A 15,415-nucleotide genomic window follows, 5' to 3' on the forward strand; every position below is an offset into this window, starting at 1 on the left:
AGAAGCCGCAATTGTAAAGAATTGCCACCCGGCCATGCTTCGACCTGGCCCGAAGTGTCAGGCACGCGATGCCTCTCAAGGATTACAGGGCGCCCAACTGTTTCATCAAGGTGAGGTTGTCTTCGATGTGCCAGTTGGCGGCGATCTTGCCGTTGTCGATCTGATAGATATCGGTGGCGATAAAGTCCACGGGCTGCCCACCGCCCTTGATCTGGCCGAAGGTGCCGGTGAAGTGCCCGCGAAAATGCAGGTGAACCACCACGCGGTCGCCGGCGATGAGCATGTGTTCGACCTCGCAACGCAGGTCCGGCACCGCTTCACGAAACGCCCGGGAGGCGAGCAACGGGCCTTCGGGGCCTTGTTTACGTCCGGCCGGTGGGGTTTTGTCGATGAAATCTGCGGCCAGCGCCTCACGGGCCAGGCTTTCGTCGCCGGTGTCCCAGAAGGTGTCATAACGGCGGGCGGCGGTTTCCATGAGCGCCAGTTGCGCAGGCGGGAGGCTCTTGTCCACCACCAGCACACCCGGCTTGACCAGTTCAGTGCTGGCCGCGAGGACGGCGCCGGAAAAGGTCGAGGTCAAGAGTGTGGCGATGAGGCAAACGCGCGCTATAGGTGAGGGTTTCATTGAAAAATCTCCTTGGGTGATGAGCTCAGAGGGTCTCGTGTTCGCGCAGGCTAAGCGGGCTTTTAAGGGTGTACTGCGCGATAGCGTCCTTGCGCATGAAGGCCACGCCGGGGTGGCGGTTGGCATAGCGCAAAAACTCATCCCAGACCCGGACCATTTGCGGCGTACCGCTGATGCGATCGTGGGCGCTGATCGACATCATGCGGCGCCGGCTGCCGGCCTCTTCGTACAGCTGGTCGAAGTCCAGCTTCACCTGTTCCAGGAACTGCGACGGTGAGTAGTTGCGGCCTTCGATCAAGACGATGTCGTTGTTGCGCAAGGTGTACGGAACCACCACGAAATCCTGGCCGTTGACCTGCTCGATAAACGGCTCGTCGCGACTCACATCGTCGATGTGATAGACGTAGCCAAGCTCTTGCAGCAGCGCCAGGGTGTTGGGGCCACGGCGCAGCCAATTGCAGTTGTAGCCGCTGACCGGCTGGCCGGTGACGTCCTGCACCATGCTCGCGGCCTGGCGCAGGAACGTGCGTTCTTCATCGCGGCTCATGACAAATTGCGAACTCCAGCGCGGGCCATGGCCCGCCGCCTCGTGTCCGCGCGCGACGATTTCCCGGGCCAACTGCGGATGCCGCTTCACCGCATCGCCGATCATGTGGCTGGTGACCTTCACCCCATGCCGATCCCAGAGGTCGAGCAGCCTGGGAATGCCTTCGCGGTAGCCATAGGCGAACCAGGTATTGGTGGCCGGGTCAGCGGGCACGCTGTCGGGGAAGTCCACTTTGGGAAACGGACTGTCGGTGCCCTTCAGCGGTTGCCCACCGGCCTCGAACTGCATCGAGATCGAGACCACAAGCCGTGTGTCGCCGGGCCAGAAACCACCCTTGGCCTGGCGCGCAGCCGGTGCCGCCCCACTCTGCCCGGCCTGCGCCGCGCTCGCGTTGGCGCTGCCGAGCAGCGATCCGGCGGTCAACACCGCGGCGCCCGCGCCCGCCTGGGCCAGGAAGGTACGCCGTTGCAGGTTCACAGATGACATGACGGTAACTCCGTTGAATAAACACGGATGCAACGCTAGTCCTTTAGGTTTATTTTGATAATTGAGCTGAAATCAAAAATAACTTTCGGAAAAACCGAATAATGCTGCTGAAGAACCTTGAGCTGTTTTTGTTGATCGTCGAGAAAGGCGGGCTGTCTGCCGCCGGCAGGGAACTGGGCTTATCGCCGGCCTCGGTGTCGGAACGGCTGGCGCAGTTGGAGAGCTTTTACGGTGCCAGCCTGCTCAAGCGCACCACCCGCGCGATCAACCTCACGGATGAAGGCCGCCTGCTGGTCGATGGCGCGCATCGCCTGTTGGCAGACGCCGACGAGTTGCACACCAGCATTCGCCTGGGCGCCGACACCCTTTGCGGGCCGATCCGCCTCAGCGCCCCGCAAGACTTCGGTCGCCAATACATCGAGCCGATCCTTGCGCAGTTCATGCAGGAGCACCCGCAGGTCAGCATCGACCTGAACCTCAGCGATGGCTATGTCGACCCCGTCGGCCAGGGGATCGACTTCGCCGTGCGCTTCGGCGCGCTGGCCGACAGCACCCTGCATGCCCGTCTGATTGGCGAAAACCGCCGAGTGGTGTGTGCATCACCGCTGTACCTGGCGCGCCACGGCACCCCGCAACACCCCGAGGACCTGGCCGCGCACGAGTGCCTGGTGATGCGCTTCGGCGTCAATATTTCGCGGGAGTGGGCGTTCACGCAGCACGGGCAGACCCACCGGATCATGGTGCGTGGCCGCCGCGTGGCGAACGACGGCGCGCTGGTCCGCCAATGGTGCCTGGCCGGCCACGGGATTTGCTTGAAATCGGTGTGGGACGTGCGTGCCGATCTCGACGCCGGCCGCTTGGTCGAGGTGCTCGAGGATTACGACCTGGGCCGCACAGCGCTGAACATCGTCTACCCGCCCACGCGCATTCAGCCCAGACGGGTGAGAATGTTGATAGAACGCATCGTTGCGCAGCTAGCGAGCGACAGTGCCAGGTAGGCATTGCGGCGTTCCTTGCAGCGCGCGCAACATGCCTTTGTCATCAAGCATATTGATAGCTGCCTAATGAAACCCGCAGACTAAAGGGCTCACTCCGCGCTTATATCATTCCGAATGATAGTTATCTTTGCTTCATTCGATTCGTGACCTAGCAGCTCCCCGCGCATGATCCGCCCATCTCAAATACATTGGCGGATACACCTCATGGAACAGACACTCAAACACTTACGCTTGCCCCTGGCGATTCTGGCCGTGGCGGTGATGAGCGCGTGCGGCAAAACCCCGGAACAAGCGGCCGCCATGCCTCCTGCAAAAATCAGCGTGGCCAAGGTGCTTGAGCAACCGGTCAACGAGTGGGACGAATTCACCGGACGCCTGGAAGCACCGGAAACCGTGCAGATCCGTCCACGGGTGTCCGGCCAGATCGATCAGGTGGCCTTCACCGAAGGCGCCCTCGTGAAGAAAGGCGACCTGCTGTTCCAGATCGACCCACGCCCGTTCCAGGCCGAGGTGCGCCGCCTCGAAGCCCAACTGCAACAGACCAAAGCCGCCGCCACCCGCAGCGATAACGAAGCGCAACGGGGCGAACGCCTGCGTCAGAGCAACGCGATCTCCGCCGAACTGGCCGACTCGCGCACCACCGCCGCCCAGGAAGCCCGCGCCGCTGTCGCCGGCATCCAGGCGCAGTTGGACCTGGCCAAGCTGAACCTGAGCTTCACCCGCGTCATCGCGCCGATCAGCGGCCGTGTCAGCCGTGCCGAGATCACCGCTGGCAACCTGGTCACCGCCGACGTCACCGCGCTGACCAGCGTGGTCTCCACCGACAAGGTCTACGCCTACTTCGACGCCGATGAGCGCGTGTACCTCAAGTACACCGAACTCGCCCGCCAGGGTCGCCGTGGCGCGACCACCCCGGTGTACCTGGGCCTGTCGAATGAAACCGGCAACCCGCACCTGGGCCAGATGAACTTCGTCGACAACCAGGTCAACCCGGCCACCGGCACCATCCGTGGCCGCGCGGTATTCGACAACAGCAAAGGCGAATACACCCCTGGCTTGTACGCCCGCCTGAAACTGGTCGGCAGCGGCACTTACTCCGCCGTGCTGATCAACGATGAAGCGGTCGGCACCGACCTGGGCAAGAAGTTCGTGCTGGTGATGGAAGGCGACAAGCCAGCCTACCGCTCGGTGGAACTGGGGCCGAAGATCGAAGGTTTGCGCATCGTGCGCAGCGGCCTGAACAAAGACGACACCATTATCGTCAAGGGCCTGCAGCGTGTGCGCCCGGGCGCGCCGGTCGCCCCGGAAACCATCCCGATGGCCAGCAAGGAAACCCTCGCCGCCTTGGCCCAACAACGACAAGCGCTTGAAGCCAGCAACCTGGAGCAAGTGGCGCCGGAAAAAACCGCGCCCAAGCTCGCAGCCGTCGCGACTCCACGCGGTTAAGGGATACGACTCAAGATGAATTTTTCCAAGTTCTTCATTTCGCGGCCGATCTTCGCAGCGGTGCTCTCGCTGTTGATCCTGATCGCTGGCGCGATCTCGCTGTTCCAACTGCCGATCAGCGAATACCCGGAAGTGGTGCCGCCGACCGTGGTGGTGCGTGCCAACTTCCCTGGCGCCAACCCCAAAGTCATCGGCGAAACCGTCGCCGCGCCGCTGGAACAGGCGATCACCGGCGTCGAGAACATGCTGTACATGTCCTCGCAGTCGACCGCCGACGGCAAACTGACCCTGACCATCACCTTCGCCCTGGGCACCGACCTGGACAACGCGCAGGTGCAGGTGCAAAACCGTGTGACGCGCACGCAACCCAAGCTGCCCGAGGAAGTGACGCGCATCGGTATCACCGTGGACAAGGCCTCCCCCGACCTGACCATGGTGGTGCATTTGACCTCCCCGGATCAGCGTTACGACATGCTTTACCTGTCCAACTACGCCTTGCTCAACATCAAGGACGAGTTGGCGCGCCTGGGCGGCGTGGGTGATGTGCAGCTGTTCGGCATGGGCGACTATTCCCTGCGCGTCTGGCTGGACCCGAACAAGACCGCTTCGCGCAACCTGACCGCCACCGATGTGGTGACCGCGATTCGCGAGCAGAACCGTCAAGTGGCCGCCGGTGCGCTGGGTGCGCCGCCTGCACCGAATGCCACCAGCTTCCAGTTGTCGGTGAACACTCAGGGCCGTCTGGTCACGGAAGAAGAGTTCGAGAACATCATCATTCGCTCCGGCGATAACGGTGAAATCACGCGCCTCAAAGACATCGCGCGGGTCGAGCTGGGTTCGAGCCAATACGCCCTGCGTTCGTTGCTCAACAACCAACCGGCCGTGGCGATCCCGATCTTCCAGCGCCCAGGCTCGAACGCGATCCAGATCTCCAACGAAGTGCGCGACAAAATGGCGGAGCTGAAGAAGAGCTTCCCCGAAGGCATGGACTTCAGCATCGTCTACGACCCGACCATCTTCGTGCGCGGTTCCATCGAGGCGGTGGTGCATACCCTGTTCGAAGCGCTGATCCTCGTGGTGCTGGTGGTGATCCTGTTCCTGCAGACCTGGCGCGCCTCGATCATTCCGTTGGTGGCGGTGCCGGTCTCGCTGATCGGTACGTTTGCGGTGATGCACCTGTTCGGCTTCTCGCTCAACGCACTGTCCTTGTTCGGCCTGGTACTCGCCATCGGCATCGTGGTGGATGACGCCATCGTGGTGGTGGAGAACGTCGAGCGCAACATCGAGCTGGGCCTGGAACCGTTCCAGGCGACTGAAAAGGCCATGAGCGAAGTGACCGGGCCGATCATCGCCACGGCACTGGTGCTGTGCGCCGTGTTCATTCCCGCGGCCTTCATCAGCGGCTTGACCGGGCAGTTCTACAAGCAGTTCGCCTTGACCATTGCGATTTCGACGGTGATCTCGGCCTTCAACTCGCTGACCTTGTCCCCCGCCCTGGCTGCCGTGTTGCTGCGCAGCCATGACGCGCCGAAGGATCGCTTCTCCAAGGTGCTCGACAAGCTGTTGGGGGGCTGGTTGTTCCGGCCGTTCAACCGCTTCTTCGAAAAAGCCAGCCATGGTTACGTCGGCACCGTGCGCCGGGTGATCCGCGGCAGCGGCATCGCGCTGTTCCTGTACGCCGGCCTGATGGTGCTGACGTGGTTCGGGTTTGCCCACACCCCGACCGGTTTCGTACCGGCCCAGGACAAGCAATACCTGGTGGCTTTCGCCCAATTGCCGGACGCCGCGAGCCTGGATCGCACCGAAGACGTGATCAAGCGCATGTCCGACATCGCCCTGAAACAGCCGGGCGTGGAAAGCGCCGTGGCCTTCCCGGGCCTGTCGATCAACGGGTTCACCAACAGCCCGAACAGCGGCATCGTGTTCGTGACCCTCAAACCGTTCGACGAGCGTAAAGACCCGAGCATGTCCGCCGGTGCGATTGCCGGTGCGCTGAACGGCAAGTACAGCGACATCCAGGAAGCCTACATGGCGATCTTCCCACCGCCGCCGGTACAGGGCCTGGGCACCATCGGCGGGTTCCGCCTGCAGATCGAAGACCGTGGCAACCTGGGTTACGAAGAGCTGTACAAAGAAGTGCAGAACGTCATCACCAAGAGCCGCAGCACGCCGGAGCTGTTCGGCCTGTTCACCAGCTACACGGTCAACGTGCCCCAGGTCGATGCCGCCATCGACCGCGAAAAGGCCAAGACCCACGGCGTGGCGATCAGCGACATCTTCGACACCCTGCAGATCTACCTGGGTTCGTTGTATGCCAACGACTTCAACCGCTTCGGCCGCACCTACCAGGTCAACGTGCAGGCTGAACAGCAGTTCCGCCTGGATGAAGACCAGATCGGCCAGTTGAAAGTGCGCAACAACAAAGGCGAGATGATCCCGCTGGCGACCTTCATCAAGGTCAGCGACACCTCCGGCCCGGACCGCGTAATGCACTACAACGGCTTCATCACCGCGGAAATCAACGGCAACGCTGCACCGGGCTACAGCTCCGGCCAGGCCCAGGCCGCGATTGAAAAACTGCTGAAGGATGAACTGCCCAACGGCATGACCTACGAGTGGACCGACCTGACGTATCAGCAAATCCTCTCGGGCAACACCGCGCTGTTCGTGTTCCCGCTCTGTGTGCTGCTGGCGTTCCTGGTACTGGCCGCCCAATACGAAAGCTGGAGCCTGCCGCTGGCGGTGATCCTGATCGTACCGATGACGCTGCTGTCGGCCATCACCGGGGTGATCATCTCGGGCGGCGACAACAACATCTTCACCCAGATCGGCCTGATCGTGCTGGTGGGCCTGGCCTGTAAGAACGCGATTCTGATCGTCGAGTTCGCCAAGGATAAACAGCAGGAAGGCCTCGACCCGCTCGCCGCGGTGCTGGAAGCCTGCCGCCTGCGGCTGCGGCCGATCCTGATGACCTCGTTCGCCTTCATCATGGGTGTGGTGCCCCTGGTGCTGTCCAGCGGTGCCGGTGCCGAGATGCGGCATGCCATGGGCGTGGCGGTGTTCTCCGGGATGATCGGCGTGACCTTCTTCGGGCTGTTGCTGACACCAGTGTTCTACGTACTGATCCGTCGCTATGTGGAGCGCCAGGACGCGCGCAAAGCGGCCAAGGCCTTGAAGCTGGAGACACAGCAATGAGTGTGAAAGTCTTTCTGCCGAGCTTGCTGGTCCTGGCGCTGAGCGCCTGTGCCGTGGGCCCGGACTACACAACCCAGACCCCGGAGGCGGCCAATATCACGGCTGCCGCCGATGCCAAAAAATACGACCACGGGAAATTCGAAGGCATCTGGTGGCAGCAGTTCGACGACCCGACTCTGAACCAGTTGGTGACCCAGTCGCTGAGCGGTAACCGCGACCTGCGTGTGGCGTTTGCCCGCCTGCGGGCCGCACGGGCGATCCGCGATGACGCCAGCAACGACGCGATGCCGACCATCACCAGCCGCGCCAGCAGTGACCTGGCCAAGGGGCAAATCCCTGGCCAGACCACCAAGCGCGTCAACAGCGAGCGTTATGACCTGGGCCTGGACATGGCCTGGGAGCTGGACCTGTTCGGCCGCATCCAGCGCAACCTGGAAGCCACCGACGCCGACCAGCAAGCGGCCGAAGCCGACCTGTACCAGTTGCAAGTCACGCTGATTGCCGAACTGGTGGACGCCTACGGTCAACTGCGCGGCGCGCAACTGCGTGAACGCATCGCCCTGGACAACCTGAAGAACCAGCAGGAGTCGCGCACCATCACCGTCAGCCTGCGCGATGCCGGTGTGGGCGACCAACTCGACGTGGAACGTGCCGACGCCCGCCTCGCAGCGGTGGAAGCCAGCGTGCCGCAACTGCAGGCCGAACAAGTGCGCGAGCGCAACCGCATCGCCACCCTCCTCGGCCAGCGCCCCGACAAGCTGAGCGTGGACCTGAGCCCGAAAGACTTGCCGGCGATTGCCAAGGCGCTGCCGATCGGCGATCCAGGGCAACTGCTGCAACGGCGCCCGGACATTCTGAGTGCCGAACGCAAACTGGCATCCGCCACCGCGCGCATCGGCGTGGCCAAGGCCGACCTGTTCCCACGGGTCAGCCTCAGCGGCTTCCTCGGTTTCACCGCCGGGCGCGGTTCGCAGATCGGTTCATCCGCGGCGAATGCCTGGGCCCTCGGCCCGAGCATCACCTGGGCCGCGTTTGACCTGGGCAGCGTGCGTGCGCGCCTGCGCGGCGCCGATGCCGAGGCCGATGGCGCCCTGGCCAACTACGAGCAGCAAGTGTTGCTGGCGTTGGAAGAATCCGAGAACGCCTTCAGCGACTACGGCAAGCGTCAGCAACGCCTGGTCTCGCTGATCCGCCAAAGCGAATCCAGCCGCGCCGCCGCCGACCTCGCGGCGATCCGCTACCGCGAAGGCACCGTGGACTTCCTCGTGCTGCTCGACGCACAACGCGAACGCCTGGCCGCCGAAGACTCTCAGGCCCAGGCCGAGGTTGATCTGTATCGCGGGATTGTTGCGATCTACAAGGCGCTGGGTGGCGGTTGGCAGCCGGATACGGTGGTCGCTACGGCCAAGTGATGTAAAGAGCTCCTTTGGTTGGTCGCATCCAGCCAATTTTTAGCCCCGTGGTCCGTTTGGTCATGGGGCTTTTTTTTGTGTCGCAGTTACTGATGTAGCCACTTATACAAGATGTCAGCGGTGGCGCTCATTAGAAAAAGCACTCCAACAAGCAGGGTTCCCTGAAGCAATCGCTTGAGGTTACGAGGAAAGGCTTGTACCTGCTGCCAATCCACTGCACCTCGTTTTACGTTCCACTTTGGTAGAACAACCGCTGCGGTGACGGCAGATAGTCGAATCATTCTTCCTCGAATCGAATTACCCCAAACACGTTGATTGGGTGTGATAAGACTGCATTTGTTTAGAAGATATTCCATTTCGTCGAGTCTTCGATAAGCCAGGTATATCAAAACCACAAAGGCGATGAAGACCAAAAAAAACAGAGTCAAATCAAACCAGAGCTTCAGCGGATGATAAATAAAACAATCAATATTCATATAGTTTCTCTCCTACTTACTTGCCGAGCTAACTCCCATAACTGCCCCTTACAGCGCCTGCGGTTCCCCCCGCCAGTGCCAAATGATGTAAAGAGTTCCTTTGGTTGGTCGCATCCAGCCAATTTTTAGCCCCGTGGTCCGTTTGGTCATGGGGCTTTTTTTGTGTCGCTGATCAGCGTGTTAGCCATTTATAAAATATGTTGGATATGGCAGACGTCATAAAAAGTACTTCCCCAAGGATCTTTCCCTGAAGCAAGCGCTTGAGACCGCGAGGAAAATCCTGAACTTGCTGCCGATCCACAGTACCGCGCTTTATGTTCCACCACGGCATAACAACCGCTGAGGTGACGGCACACAGCCGAATCATTCTTCCTCGTATCGAATCGCCCCAGAACTGTTTGTTAGAAGTGACAAGGCTGCATTTATTTAAACGATCCTCCATTTCATCCAATCGTCGATACATCAGGAAAATGCCGACTACATTGATGCTAAGGACTACAAACAGAACGCTCACACTAAACCAGAACTTAAGAGGAAGATTGAGCCAGTAGTCAATATTCATAAATTTTCTCCCCTGCGTACTCACCCAACTCGCTTCCAAGACTGCCCCCAACCGCGCCCAAGGTCCCACCTGCGATTAACAGGCAACTCAATGATCCCGGCCCAGTTGTAGGGAGTAGTACGGTGAAACATAAAGCTGCCGCCATAGACCCACCTGCCATCCCCCCCAGACCCCCTCCTCCTAGCTTGCTCACTTCCACATATTTCGCCTGCCTGCACTGCTCCTCCCTCCCCGTGGAACAGGCTTCCTTGATCTCCAGCCCAGTGGACGCAGCGCTCAAAGCAATCCCCAACGGCGTCCCTGCCTTGAGCACTTTCGCCACCCTGGAAATCCGCGCAATCCTCTCGGCATACCGGCTGATCTCTCCAGTATGCAAATAACTCTTGGTGGAAATACCGAGCATTTTCTTGATCGAGCCTTCATTACGCAAACCCGTGCCGTAACGGGCGAACCCGCGCAGTTGTGCCTCCAGTTTGGCGAACAGCGTTTGGCGACGCGCCAAAAACTCCTCCCGCGCAGCGCCACCGCCTCGGCGCAACGCCTGTTTATGCAGGGCGTCAATTTCTTCCAGGGTTTTGACGATCTCCTTCAAGTGGTGATTCCACGCATCTCCCGCCGTGCCGATACCGAGCGACGTGTAGCCGAGCAGTTTCTGCAACAAATCGTAGTTTTGCAGGGCAAAGGCGTCGCCCCCTTCGGCCATCACGCTATGGCGGATACGCCAGGCGGATTGCATCAGCAGATGCTCTTCCGGCTTGCACAACGCCGTGGAGTCATCACCGATGATGACCAACTGCCCCGGCAGCACCACAACGTTCCGGATATGGGTATTGAGCCTGTCGAACTTGGCTTCGGCGTGCTGGCTCAAGCGCAATCTTGCCTTGAGTTCAACTGAGGTTTGTTGCCAATCATTGATAAACGCGTAGGGCTGAGACATTAAAAACCTCTCAGCAGCAGTGGGCGAAGGGAACCGGTTGATGTGAGCCTGTTGCTTGCCATGCATGCATTCCTGATTGAATGAAGATGGCGTCGTAATCTAATTAACGGCTCAAGCGCTGTCGCGGATTTACCAGATAAATTCGCGCATCGTCGATCAACTTGGGAAATGGACTTCCCCTCGCCTACCAATAGCTGTCAGACACTTCCTAATAGCTATTCCAATGGAATATTTTCGTTAACCAATATGACTGCGGCAACGCAAATGACGCGAAACGTCACTAGTACCAGACAATGTAAAGAGTCTCTTTGGTTGGTCGCATCCAGCCAGTTTTTTACCCCGTACTCCATTCGATCACGGGGCTTTTTTTGGCTCAACAACTTAAGAAAAAACATTCCTACTGAATACTATTTCATTTACGCAGCCAAAAAAACGACGCCGCACATAAAGACAACGACGATGACGAAATAGATACCACGAAACAAGTTTTTCAGGCTGCGAGGAAACTCCTGGACTTGCTGCCAGTCAATGACACCGCGCTTCAGATTCCATGTTGGCAGTAATACGGCTACTGCAACCGCAGATAACCGCATCATTCTTCCTCGCGGCGAGTTGCCCCAAAACTGAGAGTGGAAGGTAACGAGACTGCATTTGTTCAAAAGGCGCTCCATGTAGTCGAGACGTCGGTAGGCCAGAAAAACGCCTATTAGTACAACGATATTGATAGAGAGTATTAACGCCACCAGAAACCAAAACATAACGCGAGAATTTAAGAAATAGTCAATACCTAACACTATTTGCAAAGCCAAAAATAGGTACCAAAGGCAAAGAAAACCACACCAACGAAGAGCATTCCCCTGAACAGGTTTTTAAGGCCACGAGGAAATTCCTGAACTTGCTGCCAGTCAATAACGCCGCGCTTCAAATTCCTCTTTGGCTGTAGTACTGCCACTGTAATTGCAGACAACCGCATCATTCTTCCTCGCGCGGAGTTTCCCCAAAACCGGGAGTGAAATACGACGAGACTGCATTTATTCAAAAGCCGCTCCATGTATTCCAGCCGTCGATAGGCCAGGAAAACACCTATTAGTACGACAACGACGACCGAAACACACAAGGCTAATTCAATCCAAAAAAAGATGAGAGGATTTAGAAAGTTGTCAATACTCATAGAGTTTTTCACCCACCATTTCCCCACCTCTGCTGCCAATCCCCGCCGCCCATTCGATCACGGGGCTTTTTGGCTCGGCAACTTAAGAAAAATATTCCTACTAAACACTATTTCATTTAGGCAGCCAAAAAACGATGCCGTACATAAAGACAACGACGATGACGAAATAGATACCACGGAACAAGTTTTTCAGGCAGCGAGGAAATTCCTGGACTTGCTGCCAGTCAATGACACCACGTTTTAAGTTCCGCTTTGGCAGCAATACTGCTACTGCGACCGCGCCGAATCGCATCATTCTCCCTCGCGGTGAGTTGCCCCAAAACTGGGCGTGAAACACAACGAAACTGCATTTATTCAGAAGGCGCTCCATGTATTCCAAACGCCGATAGGCCAGAAAAACATAGATCAGCAAGGCAACGCCGAGTGAAATACACAACGCTATTTCAAACCAGAAAATGATATGAGAACTTAGGAAATCGTTAATATTCATAGATCTTTTCACCCACTAATTCCCCACCCCTACTGCCAAGCGCGCCTCCTGCGACGCCGCCCACCGCGCCACCGATTAATAGACAAGCCAGCGAACCTGGACCCGTTGTTGGTACCAGTACGGCAAGACACAAACTCGATCCAATCAACCCTCCGGCAGCGCCTAATGAAACGCCTCCTGCCAGCTTCCCCACCTCCACATACTTAGCCTTCGTACACTGCTCTTCCCTCCCCGTGGAACAGGCTTCCTTGATCTCCAGCCCAGTGGACGCAGCGCTCAAAGCAATCCCCAACGGCGTCCCTGCCTTGAGCACTTTCGCCACCCTGGAAATCCGCGCAATCCTCTCGGCATATCGACTGATCTCCCCGGTATGCAAATAACTCTTGGTGGAAATACCGAGCATTTTCTTGATCGAGCCTTCATTACGCAAACCCGTGCCGTAACGGGCGAACCCGCGCAGTTGTGCCTCCAGTTTGGCGAACAGCGTTTGGCGACGCGCCAAAAACTCCTCCCGCGCTGCGCCACCGCCTCGGCGCAACGCCTGTTTATGCAGGGCATCGATTTCTTCCAGGGTTTTGACGATCGCCTTCAAGTGGCGATTCCAAGCATCCCCCGCCGTGCCGATACCGAGCGACGTGTAGCCGAGCAGTTTCTGCAACAAATCGTAGTTTTGCAGGGCAAAGGCGTCGCCCCCTTCGGCCATCACGCTATGGCGGATACGCCAGGCGGATTGCATCAGCAGATGCTCTTCCGGCTTGCACAACGCCGTGGAGTCATCACCGATGATGACCAACTGCCCCGGCAGCACCACAACGTTTCGAATATGGGTATTGAGCCTGTCGAACTTGGCTTCGGCGTGCTGGCTCAAGCGCAATCTTGCCTTGAGTTCAACTGAGGTTTGTTGCCAATCATTGATAAACGCGTAGGGCTGAGACATTAAAAAACTCTCAGCCGAAGTGGGCGAAGGGAACCGGTTGATGTGAGCCTGTTGCTTGCCATGCATGCATTCCTGATTGAATGAAGATGGCGTCGTAATCTAATTAACGGCTCAAGCGCTGTCGCGGATTTAGCCGGTGGATTTGCACGCGGTAGATCAATTTGGGAAATAGACTACCCCTCGCAAGCTAATCGCTGTCAGACACTTCCTCGCATCTATTCCAACAGACTGTTTTCGTTAAATAACATGACCACAGTAATGCAACGGGCACGAAGGCCATCAGCGCCTTCTGATGTAAAAATCTCCTTGGATTGGTCGCATCCAGCCAATTCTTTGCCCCACGGCCCATTCGGTCACGGCACTTTTTTAAAGTAGGTACAAGAGTGGCCCGATATAAAAGTGTACGTTTCGACTAATGAAGGATTTCACTATGGCCGTTTTATTGACCGCGGAACAAATGAGGTACACCAAAGCGTCTAACCCGTTCCAGATAAAGAACCCGAAACAGGTTATCAATACATTCACGATAACGGAAGAATCAAAAGCTTCGGACACGTTGAAGCTTCGAAAACAAGAGTTGATTGATGATCTGAAAGCATTTTTGAAAGACTACGACATGACATCGATCACCACCAACGAACTAAAAAAGTCGGCAGACGGTTTTATGAAAACGACGTAATTGATGGCGAGGCGTTTCATATGCTCATATCTGGTCTGGGTGCTTTTGATGCCAACGGCCAGCAAGCTGAAACAGACGTAAAATACAAGGCAATCGCCTTATTTAACGAAAGCTGGACGATTGCCTTTCGTTTCTTGAAAGCCATCCCAACGTGAAGCGGTCACAAGGCATCCCCGAATATGTTCAAGGCATGTTCGCTGCCAATCATGCAATCAATGCACGGGCATTTTTTGTTAATTCTTCCCGCAGTGATCTCTCGATAGAGGAGCGTGCCTGAGTTTGGCTCTTTATCCCGTACACCCACTCCATCACAGGCGATTTGTCTCGTTCAAAATCAAACTACGATAATGCCCCGGATTCGACCCGACCCATTTACGAAACGCCTTGTAGAACGAACTGGCATCGGCAAATCCCAATCGCGTGGCAATTTCGGCAAAGCTGATCTGCGGTTCGGCCAGCCAGACAATCGCCAACTCTTTGCGCACGCTGTCCTTGAGCCCCTGATACGTTTGCCCCTCTTCCGCCAAGCGGCGGCGCAGGGTCGAGGCGGAGATGCACAGGTTGGCGGCCAGGCCGTCGGTTTCCGGCCAGATGTCGGGCGGCATCTGGCGCAGGTCGTGCTTGATGCGCGTGGCCAGGCTGTCGGGGTCGCGGTATTTGACCAGGATATTGGCCGGTGCGTGGCCAAGGAAACGCTTGAGTTCTTCGGCGCTGCGCTTGATCGGTAGGTCGAGGCAATCGGCGGAGAAGATCATGCGCGTGCGCGGCCGGTCGAAACGCAGGTTGTCGGAGAACATCACCCGGTAATCGTCACAAAAATCCGGTTGTGGACAGCGCAGTTCGATGGCCAGGATCGGTATACGCCGCCCCGCGAGCCAACAGGCGACGCCGTGGACGATCATCCAATAAGTGAAATAGCTGAACGCCCGGCGCGGCTCGGGCTCGGTTTCGAGCAGCACGATTTCCGCCAGGCTTTGCTGGCGCACCAGTTGGGCAGGCAAATGCTCGAACATCAATGACAGGAACGCCAAGCCGGTTTCCAGCCCGGCCGCCACCGTCGGTTGAGCCATGGCCACGCGGCACAGAAACGCCAGGCTGCCGGACTTGAGCGGGCGCGGGTCCATGCCAAAAAACTCATCGTCCAGGCGCCGCGCCAACAGGCGCCACAACCGAGCGTAGGTCGTGGCCGAGACACGTGCACCAGGCTGCAACAGCAGCTCGGGAGCAATGCCCGCCTTGCTCAAGGCCTCAACGCTCGCTGCTCCCGACGCGCAGCTCTGCAACAGGGCTTCGCGCACAAGATGGATGGAGATGGTGTCTTTTTCCGACATGGGTGTGGGGCAATCCAACGGCACAAAAGGTGGGGTGCATCATAAGGGCGCTTGAGCTTTGCCACCACCGTTCAGCCGCCGTTCAGTAAAGGTCAATGTTTCTTGTTTGGCAATGAGTATCAT

At 58.0% G+C, this 15,415-nt stretch carries 16 protein-coding genes; 6 read left to right on the top strand and 10 right to left on the bottom strand.

The window, feature by feature from the left end; translation table 11 throughout:
• Nucleotides 1-82: 82 nt before the first annotated feature.
• Both ACP7E3_RS31350 and ACP7E3_RS31355 read right to left on the bottom strand, forming a co-directional pair.
• Nucleotides 83-625: an ester cyclase gene (locus ACP7E3_RS31350; RefSeq protein WP_046383241.1), complete on the bottom strand. Its 543-nt coding sequence runs from the start codon at nt 623-625 to the stop codon at nt 83-85.
• 25 nt (nt 626-650) lie between these two features.
• Complete coding sequence (locus ACP7E3_RS31355) at nt 651-1,658, bottom strand: polysaccharide deacetylase family protein (protein ID WP_426125449.1); 1,008 nt, start codon at nt 1,656-1,658, stop codon at nt 651-653.
• A gap of 101 nt (nt 1,659-1,759) precedes the next feature.
• On the opposite strand from ACP7E3_RS31355, the gene ACP7E3_RS31360 reads away from it, so the two are divergent.
• The 4 genes from ACP7E3_RS31360 to ACP7E3_RS31375 all read left to right on the top strand — a co-directional run bounded on the left by ACP7E3_RS31360 (nt 1,760) and on the right by ACP7E3_RS31375 (nt 8,709).
• Nucleotides 1,760-2,656: a LysR family transcriptional regulator gene (locus ACP7E3_RS31360; RefSeq protein ID WP_046383239.1), complete on the top strand. Its 897-nt coding sequence runs from the start codon at nt 1,760-1,762 to the stop codon at nt 2,654-2,656.
• Nucleotides 2,657-2,860: 204 nt separating this feature from the next.
• Nucleotides 2,861-4,102: a multidrug efflux RND transporter periplasmic adaptor subunit MexE gene (gene mexE / locus ACP7E3_RS31365; RefSeq protein ID WP_046383238.1), complete on the top strand. Its 1,242-nt coding sequence runs from the start codon at nt 2,861-2,863 to the stop codon at nt 4,100-4,102.
• Between the two features lie 15 nt (nt 4,103-4,117).
• Nucleotides 4,118-7,297, top strand: coding sequence for an efflux RND transporter permease subunit (locus ACP7E3_RS31370; RefSeq protein WP_126589504.1), 3,180 nt, complete (start codon nt 4,118-4,120; stop codon nt 7,295-7,297).
• Entirely contained in the window at nt 7,294-8,709 is a 1,416-nt protein-coding gene (locus ACP7E3_RS31375) for an efflux transporter outer membrane subunit (protein ID WP_017847282.1), read from the top strand. The genes ACP7E3_RS31370 and ACP7E3_RS31375 overlap by 4 nt, the downstream gene beginning before the upstream one ends.
• A gap of 86 nt (nt 8,710-8,795) precedes the next feature.
• On the opposite strand, the gene ACP7E3_RS31380 is transcribed toward ACP7E3_RS31375, so the two are convergent.
• The 7 genes from ACP7E3_RS31380 to ACP7E3_RS31410 form a co-directional block, all read right to left on the bottom strand.
• Nucleotides 8,796-9,185 carry a hypothetical protein gene (locus ACP7E3_RS31380; RefSeq protein WP_426125453.1) on the bottom strand — a complete coding sequence of 130 codons (390 nt, stop codon included), beginning with the start codon at nt 9,183-9,185 and terminating at the stop codon, nt 8,796-8,798.
• 172 nt (nt 9,186-9,357) lie between these two features.
• Nucleotides 9,358-9,747, bottom strand: coding sequence for a hypothetical protein (locus ACP7E3_RS31385; RefSeq protein ID WP_017847280.1), 390 nt, complete (start codon nt 9,745-9,747; stop codon nt 9,358-9,360).
• Entirely contained in the window at nt 9,737-10,684 is a 948-nt protein-coding gene (locus ACP7E3_RS31390) for a hypothetical protein (protein WP_426125455.1), read from the bottom strand. The genes ACP7E3_RS31385 and ACP7E3_RS31390 overlap by 11 nt, the downstream gene beginning before the upstream one ends.
• 416 nt (nt 10,685-11,100) lie before the next feature.
• A complete protein-coding gene (locus ACP7E3_RS31395; protein ID WP_232566556.1) occupies nt 11,101-11,493 on the bottom strand; it encodes a hypothetical protein in 393 nt (130 codons plus the stop codon).
• Nucleotides 11,478-11,855, bottom strand: coding sequence for a hypothetical protein (locus ACP7E3_RS31400; RefSeq protein ID WP_057005533.1), 378 nt, complete (start codon nt 11,853-11,855; stop codon nt 11,478-11,480). The genes ACP7E3_RS31395 and ACP7E3_RS31400 overlap by 16 nt, the downstream gene beginning before the upstream one ends.
• 112 nt (nt 11,856-11,967) lie before the next feature.
• Nucleotides 11,968-12,345: a hypothetical protein gene (locus ACP7E3_RS31405; RefSeq protein ID WP_017849623.1), complete on the bottom strand. Its 378-nt coding sequence runs from the start codon at nt 12,343-12,345 to the stop codon at nt 11,968-11,970.
• Nucleotides 12,335-13,282: a hypothetical protein gene (locus ACP7E3_RS31410; protein WP_057005550.1), complete on the bottom strand. Its 948-nt coding sequence runs from the start codon at nt 13,280-13,282 to the stop codon at nt 12,335-12,337. Before ACP7E3_RS31410 ends, ACP7E3_RS31405 begins: the two co-directional genes overlap by 11 nt.
• A gap of 430 nt (nt 13,283-13,712) precedes the next feature.
• Here ACP7E3_RS31410 and ACP7E3_RS31415 point away from each other — a divergent pair, with 430 nt between their 5' ends.
• Complete coding sequence (locus ACP7E3_RS31415) at nt 13,713-13,961, top strand: hypothetical protein (protein ID WP_231589909.1); 249 nt, start codon at nt 13,713-13,715, stop codon at nt 13,959-13,961.
• Nucleotides 13,962-13,981: 20 nt separating this feature from the next.
• On the top strand, nt 13,982-14,116 hold the full coding sequence (locus tag ACP7E3_RS31420; RefSeq protein ID WP_268933225.1) for a hypothetical protein: 135 nt from the start codon (nt 13,982-13,984) through the stop codon (nt 14,114-14,116).
• Nucleotides 14,117-14,269: 153 nt separating this feature from the next.
• On the opposite strand, the gene ACP7E3_RS31425 is transcribed toward ACP7E3_RS31420, so the two are convergent.
• Entirely contained in the window at nt 14,270-15,292 is a 1,023-nt protein-coding gene (locus ACP7E3_RS31425) for an AraC family transcriptional regulator (RefSeq protein WP_046383234.1), read from the bottom strand.
• Nucleotides 15,293-15,415: the final 123 nt, after the last annotated feature.

The organism is Pseudomonas sp. PSPC2-3, assembly GCF_049898265.1.
In the GTDB taxonomy this organism is placed as follows: domain Bacteria; phylum Pseudomonadota; class Gammaproteobacteria; order Pseudomonadales; family Pseudomonadaceae; genus Aquipseudomonas; species Aquipseudomonas veronii.

Excerpts from the sequence above, each read along its gene's own strand:
- ACP7E3_RS31360 (WP_046383239.1), top strand. The coding sequence starts at position 1,760 with ATGCTGCTGAAGAACCTTGAGCTGTTTTTGTTGATCGTCGAGAAAGGC.
- ACP7E3_RS31410 (WP_057005550.1), bottom strand. The coding sequence starts at position 13,282 with ATGTCTCAGCCCTACGCGTTTATCAATGATTGGCAACAAACCTCAGTT.
- ACP7E3_RS31355 (WP_426125449.1), bottom strand. The coding sequence starts at position 1,658 with ATGTCATCTGTGAACCTGCAACGGCGTACCTTCCTGGCCCAGGCGGGC.
- ACP7E3_RS31370 (WP_126589504.1), top strand. The coding sequence starts at position 4,118 with ATGAATTTTTCCAAGTTCTTCATTTCGCGGCCGATCTTCGCAGCGGTG.
- ACP7E3_RS31425 (WP_046383234.1), bottom strand. The coding sequence starts at position 15,292 with ATGTCGGAAAAAGACACCATCTCCATCCATCTTGTGCGCGAAGCCCTG.
- ACP7E3_RS31420 (WP_268933225.1), top strand. The coding sequence starts at position 13,982 with ATGCTCATATCTGGTCTGGGTGCTTTTGATGCCAACGGCCAGCAAGCT.
- ACP7E3_RS31385 (WP_017847280.1), bottom strand. The coding sequence starts at position 9,747 with ATGAATATTGACTACTGGCTCAATCTTCCTCTTAAGTTCTGGTTTAGT.
- ACP7E3_RS31380 (WP_426125453.1), bottom strand. The coding sequence starts at position 9,185 with ATGAATATTGATTGTTTTATTTATCATCCGCTGAAGCTCTGGTTTGAT.
- mexE (WP_046383238.1), top strand. The coding sequence starts at position 2,861 with ATGGAACAGACACTCAAACACTTACGCTTGCCCCTGGCGATTCTGGCC.
- ACP7E3_RS31375 (WP_017847282.1), top strand. The coding sequence starts at position 7,294 with ATGAGTGTGAAAGTCTTTCTGCCGAGCTTGCTGGTCCTGGCGCTGAGC.
- ACP7E3_RS31390 (WP_426125455.1), bottom strand. The coding sequence starts at position 10,684 with ATGTCTCAGCCCTACGCGTTTATCAATGATTGGCAACAAACCTCAGTT.
- ACP7E3_RS31415 (WP_231589909.1), top strand. The coding sequence starts at position 13,713 with ATGGCCGTTTTATTGACCGCGGAACAAATGAGGTACACCAAAGCGTCT.
- ACP7E3_RS31405 (WP_017849623.1), bottom strand. The coding sequence starts at position 12,345 with ATGAATATTAACGATTTCCTAAGTTCTCATATCATTTTCTGGTTTGAA.
- ACP7E3_RS31400 (WP_057005533.1), bottom strand. The coding sequence starts at position 11,855 with ATGAGTATTGACAACTTTCTAAATCCTCTCATCTTTTTTTGGATTGAA.
- ACP7E3_RS31350 (WP_046383241.1), bottom strand. The coding sequence starts at position 625 with ATGAAACCCTCACCTATAGCGCGCGTTTGCCTCATCGCCACACTCTTG.